Raw genomic sequence first — 16,721 nt, forward strand, 5'->3', positions numbered from 1 at the left:
CCGCGCCCTGCCGTCGCCGACCGACGGCTGCGACGCCGAGAGCACCTCTGGCCAACGCCCGGACGCCGAGCGCGGTTTAGCTCATCACCAGGGACATCGCGTGCCGAACCTCTTCAAGCGTCTCGTGTGCAACATCGCGTGCACGCTCGCAGCCCTCGTTGATGACGTTGCGCAGGAGCTCCGGCTGGGCCGAGTACTCCCTGGCGCGTTGCTGCATCGGCATCAGCTCGGCGAGCACACCGTCGATCACCGGCTGCTTGCAGTCCAAACAGCCGATGCCGGCCGAGCGGCAGCCCTGCTGCACCCAGTCGCGAACCTGATCGTTCGAATACACCAGGTGGAACTGCCAAACCGGGCACTTTTCCGGATCGCCCGGATCGGTCCGGCGCACCCGCGCGGGGTCGGTCGGCATGGTCCGCAGCGCCTTCTCGACATCGGCAGGCTCGTCGCGCAAGGCGATGGTGTTACCGTAAGACTTGGACATCTTTTGCCCGTCCAGCCCCGGCATCTTCGAGGCCTTGGTCAGCAGCGGCATGGGTTCGGGCAGGATGACCCGTCCGCCGCCCTCGAGATACCCGAGCAGTCGCTCGCGATCGGCCAGGGTGATATTGCCCTGCCCCTCCAGAAGCGCATGGGCCACGCTCAATGCCTCCTGATCGCCTTGCTCCCGATAGCTGCGCCTCAGCCGATCGAAGAGTTTGGCGTTCTTCTTGCCCATCTTGCGCTTGGCCTCCTCCGCTTTCTCCTCGAAGCCGGGCTCGCGACCGTAAATGTGATTGAAGCGCCGCGCGACCTCGCGCGTCAGCTCCACGTGGGCGACCTGATCCTCTCCGACCGGGACCTGCCCGGCCTTATACATCAGGATGTCCGCGCTTTGGAGCAGCGGGTAACCGAGGAAGCCGTAGGTCGCAAGATCGCGCTCCTTGAGCTTCTCCTGCTGGTCCTTGTAGCTCGGCACCCGCTCCAGCCAGCCCAGAGGCGTAATCATGGAGAGCAGAAGATGCAGCTCGGCATGCTCCGGAACCCGCGATTGGATGAAGAGTGTCGCCGAGCCCGGATTGATCCCGGCGGCCAACCAGTCGATCACCATCTCGCGAGTGCTCGTCGGGATGATCGAAGGATCCTCGTAGTGCGTCGTCAAGGCATGCCAATCGGCGACGAAGAAGAAACACTCGTATTCGTGCTGAAGCTCCAGCCAGTTCTTCAGGACACCGTGATAGTGTCCGAGATGGAGACGGCCCGTAGGACGCATCCCGGAGAGGACGCGCGAGTGGTGTGCGGAGACGGAAGTCAAGGTTTGGCAGCCTCGTAATCAGACGAAGAAGAGCTCTCTCACGATCGCCGAACCCGGGAGCAGGCCCACGGTCCCGATCACGAGGGGCAGCAGAACCGCTCCGAGGAGCCCGGTGATCAGCAATGCCAGCAGGATGATCAGCCCGAAAGGCTCCAATCGCGAGAACTGCGCGGCCAGTTTCGGCGGAAGCATCGCGTTGAGCACCCGCCCGCCGTCGAGCGGCAGCAGAGGGATCAGATTCAGAACCATCAGGAAGACGTTGATCAGGATTCCGGCAGCGCCCATGTACACCAAAGGAAGGGCAATCCATTGGCTGATCGGCAACAGGAGGATACCCAGCTTGATCATGCCTCCCCAAAAGAGCGCCATCAGCAGATTCGCCCCCGGACCCGCGATCGCCACCAGGGCCATGTCTCGACGGGGGTGATGCAGGTTGCGCCAATTGACCGGCACAGGTTTCGCCCAACCGAAGAGGAATCCCACCAGGAAAAAGGTGGCGAGAGGAACCACGATGGTTCCGATCGGATCGATATGCTTGATCGGATTGAAGGTCACGCGACCGAGCATCAAGGCGGTGCGATCGCCCAGCTTGCTTGCGACCCATCCGTGTGCGGCCTCGTGGACCGTGATCGCAAACAGGACCGGGATGGCGAGGACGGCCAGCAGTTGGTAGGGGTTCAGGGCTTCCATCGCGGCATTATATACCGAGCGCACGTGGGATTTTCGCCGACGCGCGTGCGACGCACCCTGCTCTCCACGGAGCCGTTCCGCGCGCGGCACAGCCGCCGCGCAACGTTACCGCGGCTCATTCCTCGAACAAGGTCGCATCGCCCTTGCCGAGACGCATCAGGCTCGGCGGCTCCGCGGTCATGTCGACCACGGTGGTCGGCTCAACCCCGCAGAACCCCCCGTCGATGATGAGATCGACCTGCTTGTCGAGCAGCTCCCGCATCTCCTCGGGGTCGGTGAGGGGTCGATCGTCACCCGGCATGATCAGCGTGGTGCTGAGGATCGGCTGGTCGAGCTCGCCGAGCAGTGCACGACAGATCTCGTTGTCGGGCACCCGGATGCCGATCGTCTTGCGCTTGGGATGCAGGAGACGCCGCGGAACCTGCTTGGTCGCCTCGTGGATAAAGGTGTAGGGACCGGGGGTGAGTGTCTTCAGCAACCGAAAGGCCTGATTGTCGATCCTGGCGTAGGTCGTGATCTCGGAGAGGTCTCGGCACACCAACGTGAAGTTGTGCTTGTCGTCGAGCTTGCGGATCCGGCGGATCCGCTCCATCGCGGATTTTTCGCCGATCTGACAGCCGAGCGCGTAGGACGAGTCTGTCGGATAGAGGATGACGCCACCCTCCAACAGGATCTCGACCGAGCGGCGGATCAGCCGTGCCTGAGGATTCGCGGGATGGATCTGAAAGAACTGCGCCATGGCCCGCGATCAACCGGCAGCGACTCGAGGCAAGCTCGATTCGGCGTCGAGATCGGGCCAGTCGTGCCAGATCGGCGTACACGCCTTCGGTAGGGCGGGCAAACGTCCCAGATCGATCCAAGGGTTCTCGGGGCCGTGATAGTCGGAGCCGGCAGAGGCAAGCATCTTTTGGTCGCGCGCGAGACAACCGAAATTGAAGATCTCGTCACGGCTGTGGCTCCCGGAGACGACCTCCAGACCCACGCCACCGCACTCGCGGAACTCACCGAGTAACTTCAGCAGGCGGGTGCGCGTGAGCTTGTAGCGCGCCGGATGGGCGATGACGGCCTGACCTCCCGCGCCCGTGATCCAGCGGGTCGCCTCGTCGAGGGTCGCCCATTCGCCGCTGACATGACCGGGCTTGCCGTTGACCAGATAGCGGTTGAAGACATCCCGAAGGTCGTGCGCATGGCCCTGCGCGACCAGGAAGCGGGCAAAATGGGTGCGCCCGATCAGACGACCGTTCGAGAACGCCTTCGCGCCATCGTAAGCGCCCTCGATACCCTGCCGGGCCAGGCGGCGCCCGATCTCCTCGGCGCGCCAGCCTCGATAGGCGAGTAGTCGACTCAGGCCCGCCTGTAGGGCGACATTCTCGGGATCGACATTGAGACCCACGATGTGAACCGTGCGGCCGCCCCAGGTCACCGAGATCTCCACCCCCGGGACGAGCCGAAGACCGAGTGCCTCGGCCGCGGTGCGTGCCTCGGCGAGGCCCTCGGTGGTATCGTGATCGGTAAGAGCGATGGCCTGTACACCGGACGCGCACGCGCGTTGCATCAGCGCATCGGGGGTCAAGGTGCCGTCGGAGGCCGTGGAATGACTGTGGAGATCTGGGCTTTTTCTCATCGTGACTAGTCTAACCGATCCCGCGGATGCATGCCTCGGGCCGACGTGAGACCGCGCACGAGACGGGTATGGTCGCTCTTGCTATATTTTCCAGGTAAGGCGGTCGGAGTCCGCTTGCAACGACTCGATGCCGCGCCGCTGCAGGACGCAGGCCGGATCGGTCGATCCGACCTCGGTTTCTTTCTGTTGCCAGGATGATCAGCCCATGCTCCCGAAGGTCGACCTCAGCGATATCGCGGATGAGCTCAAGCGACTCGGCGACGAGATCCAGCGCGCCTACGACGACTCCGAGCAGACAGTCGAGCCCGCACCGCAGGTGTCGCTGAGCGGATTCGCGCAACTGCTCGACGCCGTGCGCGCCGGCGAGGCCGAACCGCGCGGCGAGTCAGCACAGGTGTCGCGCCCGGTCACCGGCGCGGAACCCGAGGCCCTGCTCGAGCACGGACTCGGCCTGCTTCGCGAGCTCGGCGATGTCGCGCGGCGTCTGAGTCTCGAATCACAGGCGCAAGCGGTCGAGGTCCTCGCAGTCCCTTTCGCATGCTGGATGTTGCGCCGAGGCGGCGAGCTCCAGCACCCGGAGGATGTCGTGAACGCCCTGGCCATACTCGCGAATCGGTTGAGCCGACCCGAGGAGCTCGCCGAGCTTTACGGCCTGATGGGCGAGATTGCAGAGGGCATCGGCGCAGACCGCGTCCAGGGTATGGACCCGACCGACCCGACCGATCCTTGGCTCGTCCTCCTGATCAACCGAGGGATCGTCGCCACGCGCAGCCAGCAGCCCGCCCTGATGGAAGAGTCCTTCGCCGCTATCGGCGAGCAACTGCCCGACCACGCACCCAATTTCTTCCGCGAGGGCATGGGACAGATGGAAGCGCTGAATTACCCTGCACCTGTCCGCGAGGTGATGCAGCGTTACTTCGACAAGTGGTGCAGCGGTCAGCGTTTACACTGAACCGCGCTGAACCGCGTCGGAGGTACATGCATTCTTTCGAGAATTCTTTCGGCGTGGCGCAGTCCACTACCGCCGGCGGAGACGCGGCTCAGAGATTATTTTTCGATCTTCTAAACCGCGTCCGGCGCCGACGCGCAGACACGGTTCCGACCGTCGCCTCAGATTGCAACATCGCCGGACAGCACGGGGACGCGGTTTAGCCGCCGATAATGTGTTTTTGAAGGCGATACAACAACGTATCTCGCGTCAACCCGAGCAGACGCGCGGCCCGACTCTTATTTCCGCCGGCCAGCGAGAGGGCTTGGCGGATCAGCTCCGCCTCGAGGTCGTTAAGATCGATCCCGTGCGGCGGCAGCGAGAAACCGATGTCCTTCTCCGACTGCGGCGCACCCCGTATCACCTCGCCGGGTAGGTTCTCGGGACCCACCTCGGTGCCCGGAAGGAGGATCACGAGACGCTCGCACAGGTTGGCGAGCTCGCGCAGATTGCCCGGCCACGTATACCGGCGCAGCAAGCGCTCCGCACCGGATTTAAGCCGCGGCGGATCGAGCCGATGCCGCGCCGCCGCGGTCGTGATGAAGTGCTGCGTCAGCGCAGGGATATCGAGCGCCCGGTCACGCAAAGGCGGGACCTCGAGCGGAACGACACAGAGGCGCAGATACAGATCGCGCCGAAAGACCCCTTCCTGTACGAGCCGATCGAGGTCCAAAGCCGAGGCCGCGATGACCCTCAGCCTGACTCCGGAGCGAGACCCGTCGCGAGGGGCGTCCTGCGCAACGATGGCATGCAGCAGTCGCGCCTGATCCGCCGCATTCAGCTCACCGACCTCGTCCAGGTAGAGGGTCGCCGGCGCATCCTGCGCAAACGCAGCCAAACAGCCCTCGAGCGCTTCGGGCGGCGCTCCCGCGCAGGCGAGCACGCCGAAGGGACCATCCCGACGTGCGCTGCACGCATGGATCTCGCGCGCCAGGGTCTCTTTTCCCGTACCGGGCTCGCCCAACAGGAGAACCCCCACATCCGTAGCGGCAACCAGCGACAGGGCATTACGAAGTCGGGTAAAGGCGGGGGACTGGCCAATCAGAGTCGTCATGTGACTACGTCCACAATCGTTTGGGTTGTACTCAGGGTCAAGAGTCCGAGCAGGATGACACCGATACCGGCCGCCGCCTGGAAGCGTCTGTCCTGACCGAGCCGGTAGAGCTGACCGGCGAAGACTCCGCCCAGTGCCAAAACCGGCAAGGTTCCGGCGCCGAACAGGGTCATGTAGAGTGCCCCGGCCAGGACGCCACCTTGCGCAGGCGTGCTGAGAAGCATGCTGTAGACCAGCCCGCAAGGCAACCATCCCCAGACCATACCGAACAGCACGGAGCGCGGCAGCGTAGTCACCGGCAGGAGGCGCCGCCCGAGCGGCTCAAGCCGACGCCATAGGGGCATGCCCAAGCGCTCGATCGTCGCGAACCGGGGAAACCAACCCCCGATGTAGAGACCGATGCCGATCATGATACCGGCGGCCAGCACGCGCACGGCTTCGAAGATCCAAGGCGATGCGCCTGAACCGAGCAGTGCCGCCCCGAATGCACCCGAAAGGGCCCCGGCCGCAGCATAGCTGGCGATCCGCCCGAGATTGAAGGCGAGCACGAATAGCCCGAGCCGTCTGCGATCGTTGCGTGTCTCGGGTGGCAGCGAGTAGCTCAAGGCGCCGGTGATGCCGCCGCACATGCCGATACAATGCATGGCACTGAGCAGCCCGACGACGAATGCGAGCGCGTACGCGGAGCCCGTCATCGCGGGGAAACCCGTCCGACCCGATCGCCCGTCATCCTGCCCGACTCCATCGCCACACCTCTCGCCGGGATGAAGATCCCGAACCGAGACCAGGCTAATCCGAAGACGCCCCACCCGCGATGACATCGATCAGGCGCCACTGGAGATTTCTCGCCCTAACGCCTTATATTGTCGGTTCAGTGTCGACTGAAATACTGAAATAACGAGGACGGGACTCATGGCATCACTGAACCTGGACCACATCCAACCCCTGCAGGAACAGCTCAACGCACATCCGATCTACAGCGCCATCGAGCGCATCGAGGACCTCCAGGTCTTCATGAGTCATCACATCTTTTCGGTCTGGGACTTTATGTCCCTAATCAAGTACCTGCAAGCGCGAGTTGCACCCATCGCGGTACCCTGGATGCCGCATGGGGACGCGGGTGTACGCTATTTCATCAACCAGCTTGTCCTGGAAGAGGAATCCGACAGCCTTCCGCTCCCGGGCGGCGGCGTCGAGTACGCCAGCCACTTCGAGCTGTACTGTCGCGCCATGAACGAGATCGGCGCCGACGGCGAGATGCCGAAGCGCTTTCTCGACCTCGTCACCGAGCAAGGTGTCGACAAGGCCCTTTACGCGCCGATGGTGCCGCTGCCATCGCGCTATTTTTCCGAGACCACCTTCTGCTTCATCCGCGAGGACAAGCCGCATCTCGTCGCCGCTGCACTGGCCCTCGGACGCGAGAAGCTCATCCCCGGAATGTTCCGGCAGTTCCTCGGACAGATGCACATCACCGAGGCGCAGGCACCCGTTTTTCATCATTATTTGAACCGGCATATCCACCTCGACGAGGATTTCCATGGCCCCCTGTCGATGAAACTCCTCGAGCAGCTCTGCGACGATGACCCCAAACGGCTCGGCGAGGCCGAAACCGCTGCCGAAGAGGCGATCTGCGCCCGCATTCGGTTTTGGGACGGCGTGCTGGAGGCGATTCAGGCGGGCCGCGGCGGCTGACGAGCGGTCGGACGAGCAGGCAACCAACGCCTTGTATCGATTCGCGTCGCCACCACTATTCTATTGAACTTTTCAATCCTGATCAGACCACTTCCCGGAGTCGTACCCATGACCGAAACACTGAGTGTTCCCTTGGACAATGAAGGATTTCTCGTCAACCGCGACGACTGGAGCGAGGAGGTTGCGATCGAGCTGGCCAAGGCGGACGACTTCGAGATGACCGATCAGGTCATGGACTTCATCCGCGAGGCCCGGGCCATGTACGAAACCGACGGCGTCGTGCCGCCGATCCGCATCTTCGCCAAAAAGCAGAAGGTCTCGACCAAAGACCTCTACAACATCTTCAAGAAGGGACCCATGAAGTTGATCTGCAAATGGGGCGGGCTGCCGAAGCCGACCGGGTGCGTTTAGCGCGCCCTGAGCTTCGACGTCTGAATGGACGTCATCGGTTGGTTCCCAGGCGTTTCGAACCGGGGCTTTCTTAGCGAATGTGCTCTTGGCACAGGGTGAAGCCCGGCACTCCGACACCCCGCCGCCCCCGGGCGGGGCGCGATTCGCTCGCATCGGTTCGACCATCCCGGATGGCTTCCTGCGCGCTCGCCGGGACGAATCTCGGCGACACGTTACCGCGTTCCTTCATGCGAAGCGCGCATCACTCCACGCTCGTCCCCGCTGACCTCCGACGCCTCATCACCACCGGGTCACTCCGGACGCAGAAAAACCCGCTCGGGATCATGTGCAGCCGTTGAAAAAACTGCTGAAATAGGACATGTGGCGAGCCGTCTTGTCGGAATCGTCTTGCGGTCGTATCAGGGCGGAACGTCGCCCCGACACTGCCTCGCGTTGAGAATCATTTGCAACTAGATTAAAGCTGGGCTAGCATTTGAATCAGGCGTCAGGCCTGCCGGGCAAGCGCTCGCCGCAACCCCACGACAAGCCCATCCCGATGGTCCGTCTCGGCGCTCGACCCACCCTGCGTGCGCCATGTCGCCTTTCAGCCCCGACGACGTTCCCGGATCGGGCTCTTTGAAACGGAGAATCAACCATGTTCGGTCAACACGGCCTGTCAAACCCCATCGGCCACGAGCCACTGATGACGAGTGGCCCACCCGTGAAAGGTTTTCCGCTCATGATGGCCGACGAAGGGGCAAGCCTCCGAATCGTCGCTCTAAACGGCGGTAAAGGCTTGACGGTGCGTCTGACGGAGCTTGGCCTGAACGTGGGATCCGAGGTCCGTGTCGTACAACGTCAGGGCGGCGGACTTCTGGTCGCCCGCGGCGAGTCGCGCATCGCGCTCGGCGGCGGCATGGCCGCCAAGATCTTGGTTGCACCGATCCAGTGACAAGGCGCATTTGGCGCAAGCCCTCCGGAAACCGATCTTTTTCGATTCGCAAGTAACGTATCAGCGCTCATGACCACCCTCAGAGATATGAAGTCCGGCGATCACGGCCGGGTCCAGGGCTTTGACGCCGGCACGCCCGCGTATCGCCGCAAGCTCCTTTCGATGGGGCTGACCCCCGGTGCAGAGATCCAGGTGCTCCGGGTCGCACCGCTCGGTGATCCCGTGGAGATTCGGGTACGTGGCTGCTCGATTAGCCTTCGCAAGGACGAGGCGGCCGCTCTGCTGGTGGAGCGACTCTCGTGAGCATCCTCCCGAGCGACACCAAACCGGGAACGGGGAACAAAACGTTGAGCAAGCCCTTGACCGTCGGCGTGGTCGGCAATCCGAACTGCGGCAAGACGACCCTCTTCAACGCGCTGACCGGGTCGCGTCAGCGCGTCGGGAATTGGCCGGGTGTGACCGTGGAGCGCAAGATCGGGCGCTATCGTTTCGAGGGTGCCATCGTTCACCTCGTCGATCTGCCCGGCACCTACTCGCTGGATGTCTCGGACCATGATCTCTCGCTCGATGAACGCATTGCCCGTGACTTCATTCACGATCGCGAGGCCGATCTCGTCCTGAATATCCTGGACGCGACCAACCTCGAGCGGAATCTCTATCTGACCACCCAACTGATGGAGATGGGCCGCCCTCTGGTCGTGGCACTCAATATGATGGACGTCGCCCGCGAGCGGGGTATGCGGATCGACGTCGCAGCCCTCGCGAAGCGTCTAGGCTGTCCGGTTGTCCCCATCTCGGCGGCGACCGGAGAAGGCATCGCGGAGCTCAAGCACGTCCTGCTCGAGAGCCAAGCGACCCATCCGATCCCGCAGGTCGAGATCCCCTATCAGCCGGTGCTCGAAAAGGCGATCGCTGCGCTCTTGCCGCGTGTTGCGACCGTCGCGCGCGACAACGGCGACTCGCCGCGCTGGCTTGCGGCCCGTCTGCTGGAGGGTGACGATCTGGCGCAGCGTCTGGTGGGCGACCACCTGCAGCCGGGCGAGGTCCAGGCGCTGCTCGGCGATCAGGCGGACGATATCGACATCCTGATTGCGGATGCCCGCTACAGCTTCGCCCACGCCATGACCCAGGCCACCGTGACCCAGGTCGGAGAGGTCTCGCGCAACCTCTCCGATCGCATCGATCGCGTGATGCTTAACCGACTGCTCGGCATCCCGATCTTCCTGGTCGTGATGTATCTGATGTTCATGTTCACGATCAACATCGGGGGGGCCTTCATCGACGCCTTCGACCAGGCCGCCGGCACGCTCTTCGTGGACGGGACGGCCCATGTCCTCGCCGCTCTCGGCGCACCCGGGTGGCTCGTCCTGTTGCTGGCCGACGGCATCGGCGGAGGCATTCAGGTGGTGGCGACCTTCATCCCCATCATCGCCTTCCTGTACATCTTCATGTCGATCCTGGAGGACTCGGGCTACATGGCCCGCGCAGCCTTCGTGATGGATCGCTTCATGCGCGCCGTCGGCCTGCCGGGCAAGTCCTTCGTGCCGTTGCTGGTCGGCTTCGGCTGCAACGTGCCGGCGATCATGGCGACACGGACCCTGGAGAACCAACGCGACCGGACCTTGACGGTCCTGATGGCGCCCTTCATGTCCTGCGGTGCGCGTCTGCCGGTCTATGTGCTCTTCGCCGCCGCATTCTTCCCGGTCGGCGGTCAGAACATCGTCTTCGGGCTCTACCTCATCGGCATCGCGGTCGCGGTGCTGACCGGCTTCGTCATGAAGAGCACCCTACTCAAGGGCAACGCCACGCCTTTCATCATGGAGCTGCCGCCATATCATCTGCCGACGCTAAAAGGTGTCGCCTTGCGCACGATCGACCGCACCAAAGGGTTTGTGGTGCGCGCCGGGCAGGTCATCGTCCCCATGGTGCTGGTGCTTAACGTCATGAACAGTGTCGGCACGGACGGATCCTTCGGCAACGAGAACAGCGACAAATCCGTCCTCGCCGAGGTCGGGCGCACGCTCTCGCCTGCCTTTGCACCGATGGGCCTGGACGCGGAGAACTGGCCGGCCACCGTCGGCATCTTCACCGGCATCCTGGCCAAAGAAGCCGTGGTGGGTACCCTGGATGCGACCTATTCGGCCCTCGCAGTCTCGGACGCCGGCGAGGCCGAAGAGGAAACGCCCTTCGATATGAAGGCCGGACTGCTCGGTGCCTTGGCGACGATTCCCGCGAACCTTACCGATGCAATCGGCAGTTGGGAGGACCCGATCGGCTTGAACGTGGGCGACCTCACCGACACGGCCGTCGTGGCCGAGTCTCAAGAGATCACCACAGGTACCTTCGGGGCCATGGCCTCGCGCTTCGACGGAGCCGCCGGCGCCTTCGCCTATCTGCTCTTTATCCTGCTCTACGCACCCTGTGTGGCGGCGATTGCGGCCATCTATCGCGAGACATCGCCGGGCTGGGCGGTCTTCACGGTGCTCTGGACGACCGGGCTCGGCTATATCGTCGCCACCGTCTTCTATCAGAGCGCGATCTTTGCGCGCGACCCGACCAGCTCGGCGGCCTGGATCACCGGCATGTTGGCCCTCTTCGCCGCTGTGGTCATCGGGATGCGGCTCAGTGCAGAGCGCGGAGGTCCGCGGCCGTCCGGGCTCGTCCGCGAAGGGACCTGATTCCCGTCTCGGATCGACGCCCTCGACCCCCACATCATCAAGGAGATCGTGCATGATCCTATCGGAGCTCACCGGTTATCTCGAGCAACACCATCGGGTCGGCTTGATGGATCTCGCCTATCGCTTCGAGTCCAGCCCGGACGCATTGCGCGGCATGCTGAGCATTTTGGAGCGCAAAGGCCGAGTCCGTCGGATCACGGGTTCGGCCGGATGCAGCTCGGGCTGCAGCAAATGCGACCCGGCAACCATCGAAACCTATGAGTGGATCGGCGAGGGAGCTCATGCAGCGGAGGGCTGAGGTCGGCGTGAGAGGATTCATCCGCCGTCGGCGATGAGCTGTCGGTTATCGGTTGTCGGCCAAGAGCACACAGATCGGAGGCGATAGCGGCTTGGATCACAGACGAGATGCCCATGCAGAAACACGACATCAGCGACTGGGATCATAGCCACGACTTCTCGACCGCCGACCAGGCGGATGCCGAGCGTCGAACGCGCTGGGTCGTCGGTCTTACGCTCGCGGCGATGTGCGTGGAGTTGGTGGCGGGCTGGATCACCGGCTCGATGGCCCTACTGGCGGATGGCTGGCATATGGGCAGTCACGCCGCAGCGCTCGGTATCGCCGCCTACGCCTATGCCTTCGCGCGGCAGCGCGGCGCGGATCCTCGCTTCACCTTCGGGACCGGCAAGGTGCCCTCGCTCGCAGGCTATACGAGCGCGCTGCTGCTGGCCGCCGGTGCCGTTTGGATGGTGTTCGAATCCTTGAGCCGACTGATCGATCCGGTCGAGATCCGCTACGAGGAAGCGATCATCGTCGCCGTCTTCGGTCTGGCCGTGAACCTGCTCAGCGCCTGGTTGCTGGGTCATTCCGGACACGATCACCACCATCACGAGCATGCTCATCCGCATGAGCCTAAGCATCCGCACCACCACGCTCACGAGCAGCGTCACGGATTGGCAGACATCCAGGATCACAACCTCAAGGCGGCCTATCTGCATGTGATCGCCGATGCCCTGACCTCCGTGCTGGCGCTGGTTGCACTGGGGATGGGCATGCTCTACGGCTGGGCATTCATGGACCCTTTGATGGGTATCGTCGGCGCCATCCTGGTGGGCCGCTGGGCCTGGGGGCTTGCGCGCGAGAGCGCGCAAGTGCTGCTGGACGCCGGCGATCACGGCGAGATCGAGCGAGAGATCCGCACACGCATCGAGTCCGACGCCGACAACCAGGTCTCCGATCTACATGTCTGGCGGATCGCTCCGGCTGGTCGCGCCTGCATCCTGTCGCTCGTCACTCACCATCCGCGCCCCGTCGAGCACTACCGCGGGCTGCTCTCCGGCATGAAGGGCTTGCTTCACATCACGGTCGAGGTCAATCAGTGCCGACAGCCGGCATGCGGGGGCGAGTCAATAACCCTCGATCCTGCAGTTGACCGCTTCACGCCCCATACAAGTATTTGACACGGTCGGCGATCTTGGACAGCGGACGCCTCACCCGCCGGGCTTGATGATCGCGCCGTATCCAACGGCGGACCGATCACGAGCGACACTGTCGGCGGTCGAAGCGGAGCGCGACGCATGGCGAATCAGGGGATGCGCAGCGAGCCGTCTCGAACGTCTGGCTGCTCCGGGGCCGGCGGCTTGGGTTTCGGGAGCTGCTTCAGGGTCACGGCAACATCCCGGCTGAAATCGCTCAACGTCTCGCTCATCGCCGCGATGAGTGCACCCTCGTCCTTCGGCTCGGCCAGCGGGCGACGGTAACGCGTTTCCTCGACGCGTAAGACCTGATCCGTGCGGTGGTCGAGCACGATCCAGCGCGCCCGCAGCACGGCATATCCATCGTAGGTCCCTTCGAAGGCGAGAACGTCGGCCGTCACCCGAAAATCCAACGGATAGCGCACCTCGCCGGGAACGGCGAAGACGCTGGTCGTGCCCAACAGGGCGGACACGTTCTCGATCCAGACCCGCAGAAAGTCGTCCTGGATGGTCCCGCCCCAGCGATGGAACTCGTCGATGGCCAATCGATTTCCGGCATCGCGCGTCACGATCTGGGGTCTGTCCAAGAACCGAGGAAAGTTCACCGGACCCAGTCCGACGCTCGGCGCCGTGCTCGACGAACCACCCGCATCGGGCAAACCCCGCATCGGCGTCAGGGTATAGAAGCTCGACGGCGGCGTGGTCGCACACCCCGTGGAGAGCAGGACAGCGACCGCGACGACCAGCCCAAAACGCCTCACCTTCATCAACCTCCTCCTTTACCCCTCAGCAGGGCTTCCGGGTGACGCTCGAGATAGTCCGTCAGGACCCGCAGCGATCGCGCCGCGCCCGAGACCTCGTTCAACGAGCGTCGCAGCTCGACGGAGATGGGCGATCCCTCCTCGATCAACTGACGGACACTCCGCAAGGTCGCAGTGGTCTGACGCAGGGTTTCGGTCAACTCGGGCGCAATGCCTGTGTTGAGCTGCTCGGCTAGCCCACGAATCTCGGTCAGCGACGCTTCAAGCTCCACGATACCCTGTTTGAGTGCCGGGGAGTTCACGATCTCGCTCGCTCCGGAGAGCGTGTCGGTCAGATCCTTTCCGATCCGATCGAACGGAAAGGCATCAAGCCGGTCGAGGATCGCAGTGACCTTGTTGGTCAACGCCTCGAGCGAGCCCGGGATCGTCGGCAGGACGTCATAGTCGCCCTCCTTCGCAAGCACCGCCGGCGGTGTATCCGGGTAGAAATCCAACTCGATATAGAGCTGGCCCGTAATAAGGCTGCCCGTCTTGAGCTGAGCCCGCAAACCTTTGGCGACCAATTGCCTGATCATACCCGTCTCGTCGAACGCGCCTCGATCACCGCGGACCGCAACCCGTTCAGGCTCCAGCTCGATCAGGACCGGAATATGGAACTGAAGGTCTTCGACGCTGAGCTGGAGTTGGATATCGAGGACCTTCCCGATCGCAATCCCACGCAGCATCACGGGTGCGCCGACACTCAAACCCCGCACCGAGCCCTCGAAGAGGAGGAGATAGCGCTCTTTGTGCAGGTAGGTCTTCTCGTGGGCGTTGTCGCGGTTCGCATAGAGCGGAAACACGTGATCCGGGCCCGGGGGCTCGCCCGGCGCATCGATGGTATCGGGCGTATCGAAGGCGACACCGCCGATCAAGACCGACATTAGCGACTCGGTATCCACCTTCACACCGGCCGCACTCAAGGAAAAATCGATCCCGCTGGCGTTCCAGAACCGGGTACTCGTCGATACCAAGCGGTCATGCGGCGAAAAGACAAAGACGTCGATACTGACCGCTTCCCCGTCTTCGTCGAGCGAGAAGCCCGCAACCTGTCCGACCTGAATCTGGCGATAGTAGACCGGCGCACCGATGTTCAACGATGCCAAGGTGGGCGAGCGCAGCGTGAATCGCGTCCCCGGCTCCGAGGTCGTGAAGAGCGGCGGCTCCTCGAGACCTTTGAAGTGACGCACTTCTTTACCCCCGAGCACCGGATCGATCGCGATAAAAGAGCCCGACAGCAGGGTTTCCAGGCCCGAGACACCGCTGGCGGTCACCCGCGGGCGCTCGACCCAGAAGCGCGTCTTCGCGGTCAGAAACTGCTCCGCGCCGTGCTTGAGCTCGGCCGTGACGATGACGCTCTTCAGATCAGCACTCACATCGATGGAGGTGACCTGACCGATGTCGACATCCTTGAACTTCACCTTGGTCGTACCGGCTTCCAGCCCCGACGCCGTCCCGAACTCGATCTTGACCGTCGGTCCCCGTTCGGCATACGTCTTTACCGCAAGCCAGCCTCCGATCAACAGGGCCAAGATCGGAATCAGCCAGACGAGCGAGACACCGCTGCGCCCCCTGACGATCGCCGCAGGCGGGTCCTCAAGGGGATTCGGCAAGGGCGGCCCCGAACCGGTGTTCTCGATCTCCGACATGTCCCTGCTCCATTGCGTCCCAGATCAACCTGGGATCGAACGACATGGCCGCGAGCATGGTCAAGACCACGACCGCGCAAAAAAAGACGGCGCCGAGCTCCGCTTGGACGCTCGCAATATTCCCGAGCCGCACCAAAGCGACAAGGATGGTGACCACATAGACATCCACCATGGACCAGCGCCCGATTGTCTCCACGACGCGATAGAGCCGGGTTCTCTCGCGTGGCCGCCAGTTGGAGCGCCGCTGGACCGAGACGAGAAGGGATAACAGAATCACCAGCTTCAACAGCGGAACGAAGATGCTCGCAGTAAAGATCACAAGGGCCAGGGGCCACATTCCGTGATCCAACATGAACCATACTCCGCTGAAGATGGTATCCGATTGGCTGCTTCCCAGCGAAGTCACCGACATGATCGGCAAGACGTTCGCCGGGATGTAGCAGACGATCGCCGCAAACAACAGCGCCCACGTCCTCTGCAGGCTTTGGGGTTTTCGTCGGTGCAGGACATCCGTGCAACGCGGACAGCGCAGACGATTGCCGTCGCGCATGGCTTCGGAGGGCCGAACCACCAGCTCGCAGACATCGCAGGAGACGTGATCCTCGCCATGGCGCAACGGGCGCGCGCGACCGCCTGTGATCGGCACACGCGACCAGACGAGATCGGGATCCAGAGCCGATTGGGCAGCCGCCAGGACAAAGATGAGCGCGACGAGCGCAAAGAGCGAGGCACCGGGAACAATCGACGCCAGGTCGGCGAGCTTGACCACCGCCACAAGAATTCCGACCATGAAGACGTCCATCATCCCCCACGGGACCAAGGTCCGGACCCATCGAAAGAGTGTCGGCAACCAGTGTGGCATTCGGTTCATCGTCAGCGGAACCAGGACGACCAGCAAGAGCGCCAACTGCAGACCCGGCGCCAGAATGCTGGTGAAGAGCACCACCGCGGCGATCGGCCAATTGCCTCCTTGATAGAGATCGACCACGCCCGTCATCAGCGTGGTTTGCGTCCCCCTGCCCTGCATCTCGAACGAGAGAAAGGGGAAACCGTTGGCGATGATGAAGAGGACGAGCCCGGCGATCGTGAGTGCCAGAGTCCGGTTCAGGCTATCCGGTCGATGACGGTGCATCACGCCGCCGCAGCGCACGCACTGCGCCGATCCGCCCGACGGCACCTCCGGGATGCGCTGGAGCAGACCGCATTCCAGACATGCGGTGAGCGGGTCTTGGGCCATGGTGCTCGGTCGTCTGTTCGGTGTTCCGTGCGAATCGGCGCTGGATCGGTTGCGTGACGCGCGCGACGCGTCACCCTGCGAAGAAGGGTTAGGCTGCCGGTATACTACACCGAGCACACGCGGATTTTTCGCTGCATTGCACGCCCCGCGCGCGCACGCCGGGCCGGAGTTGCGCCTTGTCCCGACACGCGCGGTGCGCA

General features: G+C 63.4%; 17 protein-coding genes. 8 read left to right on the top strand and 9 right to left on the bottom strand.

Annotated elements, in window-relative coordinates:
• Positions 1-76: 76 nt before the first annotated feature.
• The 4 genes from LT988_RS03785 to LT988_RS03800 all read right to left on the bottom strand — a co-directional run bounded on the left by LT988_RS03785 (position 77) and on the right by LT988_RS03800 (position 3,608).
• Positions 77-1,294: a tryptophan--tRNA ligase gene (locus tag LT988_RS03785; protein WP_232408908.1), complete on the bottom strand. Its 1,218-nt coding sequence runs from the start codon at positions 1,292-1,294 to the stop codon at positions 77-79.
• An 18-nt stretch (positions 1,295-1,312) separates the two neighbouring features.
• On the bottom strand, positions 1,313-1,984 hold the full coding sequence (locus LT988_RS03790; protein WP_232410507.1) for a site-2 protease family protein: 672 nt from the start codon (positions 1,982-1,984) through the stop codon (positions 1,313-1,315).
• 115 nt (positions 1,985-2,099) lie between these two features.
• Positions 2,100-2,723: an L-threonylcarbamoyladenylate synthase gene (locus LT988_RS03795; RefSeq protein ID WP_232408909.1), complete on the bottom strand. Its 624-nt coding sequence runs from the start codon at positions 2,721-2,723 to the stop codon at positions 2,100-2,102.
• Between the two features lie 9 nt (positions 2,724-2,732).
• Entirely contained in the window at positions 2,733-3,608 is an 876-nt protein-coding gene (locus tag LT988_RS03800; protein WP_232408910.1) for a PHP domain-containing protein, read from the bottom strand.
• Between the two features lie 205 nt (positions 3,609-3,813).
• Between LT988_RS03800 and LT988_RS03805 the strand changes: the two genes are divergently transcribed.
• Positions 3,814-4,560, top strand: coding sequence for a hypothetical protein (locus LT988_RS03805; protein WP_232408911.1), 747 nt, complete (start codon positions 3,814-3,816; stop codon positions 4,558-4,560).
• A 196-nt stretch (positions 4,561-4,756) separates the two neighbouring features.
• Here LT988_RS03805 and LT988_RS03810 read toward each other — a convergent pair whose 3' ends face one another.
• The gene (locus LT988_RS03810) at positions 4,757-5,650 is read right to left on the bottom strand and encodes a sigma 54-interacting transcriptional regulator (RefSeq protein ID WP_232408912.1); all 894 of its coding nucleotides are present in this window, start codon (positions 5,648-5,650) and stop codon (positions 4,757-4,759) included.
• Entirely contained in the window at positions 5,647-6,345 is a 699-nt protein-coding gene (locus LT988_RS03815) for a sulfite exporter TauE/SafE family protein (protein WP_232408913.1), read from the bottom strand. Before LT988_RS03815 ends, LT988_RS03810 begins: the two co-directional genes overlap by 4 nt.
• Before the next feature lie 217 nt (positions 6,346-6,562).
• Between LT988_RS03815 and LT988_RS03820 the strand changes: the two genes are divergently transcribed.
• The 7 genes from LT988_RS03820 to dmeF all read left to right on the top strand — a co-directional run bounded on the left by LT988_RS03820 (position 6,563) and on the right by dmeF (position 12,820).
• Positions 6,563-7,342 carry a DUF3050 domain-containing protein gene (locus LT988_RS03820; RefSeq protein ID WP_232408914.1) on the top strand — a complete coding sequence of 260 codons (780 nt, stop codon included), beginning with the start codon at positions 6,563-6,565 and terminating at the stop codon, positions 7,340-7,342.
• Positions 7,343-7,450: 108 nt separating this feature from the next.
• Positions 7,451-7,753, top strand: coding sequence for a TusE/DsrC/DsvC family sulfur relay protein (locus LT988_RS03825; protein ID WP_232408915.1), 303 nt, complete (start codon positions 7,451-7,453; stop codon positions 7,751-7,753).
• Positions 7,754-8,387: 634 nt separating this feature from the next.
• Positions 8,388-8,684 (top strand): FeoA family protein, encoded by a 297-nt coding sequence (locus LT988_RS03830; RefSeq protein ID WP_232408916.1) that lies wholly within the window; start codon positions 8,388-8,390, stop codon positions 8,682-8,684.
• A 69-nt stretch (positions 8,685-8,753) separates the two neighbouring features.
• On the top strand, positions 8,754-8,987 hold the full coding sequence (locus LT988_RS03835; RefSeq protein ID WP_232408917.1) for a FeoA family protein: 234 nt from the start codon (positions 8,754-8,756) through the stop codon (positions 8,985-8,987).
• Between the two features lie 2 nt (positions 8,988-8,989).
• Positions 8,990-11,362: a Fe(2+) transporter permease subunit FeoB gene (gene feoB / locus LT988_RS03840; protein WP_408648071.1), complete on the top strand. Its 2,373-nt coding sequence runs from the start codon at positions 8,990-8,992 to the stop codon at positions 11,360-11,362.
• Between the two features lie 52 nt (positions 11,363-11,414).
• Positions 11,415-11,660, top strand: a complete 246-nt coding sequence (locus tag LT988_RS03845) for a FeoC-like transcriptional regulator (RefSeq protein ID WP_232408918.1) — start codon at positions 11,415-11,417, stop codon at positions 11,658-11,660.
• A gap of 113 nt (positions 11,661-11,773) precedes the next feature.
• Entirely contained in the window at positions 11,774-12,820 is a 1,047-nt protein-coding gene (dmeF, locus tag LT988_RS03850; RefSeq protein ID WP_232408919.1) for a CDF family Co(II)/Ni(II) efflux transporter DmeF, read from the top strand.
• A gap of 125 nt (positions 12,821-12,945) precedes the next feature.
• Here dmeF and LT988_RS03855 read toward each other — a convergent pair whose 3' ends face one another.
• Genes LT988_RS03855 through LT988_RS03865 form a run of 3 tightly spaced genes read right to left on the bottom strand, consistent with a single transcriptional unit; the run spans position 12,946 to position 16,521 of the window.
• Entirely contained in the window at positions 12,946-13,602 is a 657-nt protein-coding gene (locus LT988_RS03855; protein WP_232408920.1) for a PqiC family protein, read from the bottom strand.
• Positions 13,602-15,284 (bottom strand): PqiB family protein, encoded by a 1,683-nt coding sequence (locus LT988_RS03860; protein WP_232408921.1) that lies wholly within the window; start codon positions 15,282-15,284, stop codon positions 13,602-13,604. The genes LT988_RS03855 and LT988_RS03860 overlap by 1 nt, the downstream gene beginning before the upstream one ends.
• The gene (locus LT988_RS03865) at positions 15,232-16,521 is read right to left on the bottom strand and encodes a paraquat-inducible protein A (protein WP_232408922.1); all 1,290 of its coding nucleotides are present in this window, start codon (positions 16,519-16,521) and stop codon (positions 15,232-15,234) included. The genes LT988_RS03860 and LT988_RS03865 overlap by 53 nt, the downstream gene beginning before the upstream one ends.
• Positions 16,522-16,721 lie beyond the last annotated feature (200 nt).

Source organism: Thiocapsa bogorovii, from assembly GCF_021228795.1.
Taxonomy (GTDB): domain Bacteria; phylum Pseudomonadota; class Gammaproteobacteria; order Chromatiales; family Chromatiaceae; genus Thiocapsa; species Thiocapsa bogorovii.

What these genes read in the sequence shown, in the direction of transcription:
- LT988_RS03830 (WP_232408916.1), top strand. Translation starts at nt 8,388, where the DNA reads ATGTTCGGTCAACACGGCCTGTCAAACCCCATCGGCCACGAGCCACTG.
- LT988_RS03795 (WP_232408909.1), bottom strand. Translation starts at nt 2,723, where the DNA reads ATGGCGCAGTTCTTTCAGATCCATCCCGCGAATCCTCAGGCACGGCTG.
- LT988_RS03865 (WP_232408922.1), bottom strand. Translation starts at nt 16,521, where the DNA reads ATGGCCCAAGACCCGCTCACCGCATGTCTGGAATGCGGTCTGCTCCAG.
- LT988_RS03855 (WP_232408920.1), bottom strand. Translation starts at nt 13,602, where the DNA reads ATGAAGGTGAGGCGTTTTGGGCTGGTCGTCGCGGTCGCTGTCCTGCTC.
- dmeF (WP_232408919.1), top strand. Translation starts at nt 11,774, where the DNA reads ATGCAGAAACACGACATCAGCGACTGGGATCATAGCCACGACTTCTCG.
- LT988_RS03845 (WP_232408918.1), top strand. Translation starts at nt 11,415, where the DNA reads ATGATCCTATCGGAGCTCACCGGTTATCTCGAGCAACACCATCGGGTC.
- LT988_RS03860 (WP_232408921.1), bottom strand. Translation starts at nt 15,284, where the DNA reads ATGTCGGAGATCGAGAACACCGGTTCGGGGCCGCCCTTGCCGAATCCC.
- LT988_RS03835 (WP_232408917.1), top strand. Translation starts at nt 8,754, where the DNA reads ATGACCACCCTCAGAGATATGAAGTCCGGCGATCACGGCCGGGTCCAG.
- LT988_RS03805 (WP_232408911.1), top strand. Translation starts at nt 3,814, where the DNA reads ATGCTCCCGAAGGTCGACCTCAGCGATATCGCGGATGAGCTCAAGCGA.
- LT988_RS03790 (WP_232410507.1), bottom strand. Translation starts at nt 1,984, where the DNA reads ATGGAAGCCCTGAACCCCTACCAACTGCTGGCCGTCCTCGCCATCCCG.
- LT988_RS03815 (WP_232408913.1), bottom strand. Translation starts at nt 6,345, where the DNA reads ATGACGGGCTCCGCGTACGCGCTCGCATTCGTCGTCGGGCTGCTCAGT.
- LT988_RS03820 (WP_232408914.1), top strand. Translation starts at nt 6,563, where the DNA reads ATGGCATCACTGAACCTGGACCACATCCAACCCCTGCAGGAACAGCTC.
- LT988_RS03810 (WP_232408912.1), bottom strand. Translation starts at nt 5,650, where the DNA reads ATGACGACTCTGATTGGCCAGTCCCCCGCCTTTACCCGACTTCGTAAT.
- LT988_RS03825 (WP_232408915.1), top strand. Translation starts at nt 7,451, where the DNA reads ATGACCGAAACACTGAGTGTTCCCTTGGACAATGAAGGATTTCTCGTC.
- LT988_RS03800 (WP_232408910.1), bottom strand. Translation starts at nt 3,608, where the DNA reads ATGAGAAAAAGCCCAGATCTCCACAGTCATTCCACGGCCTCCGACGGC.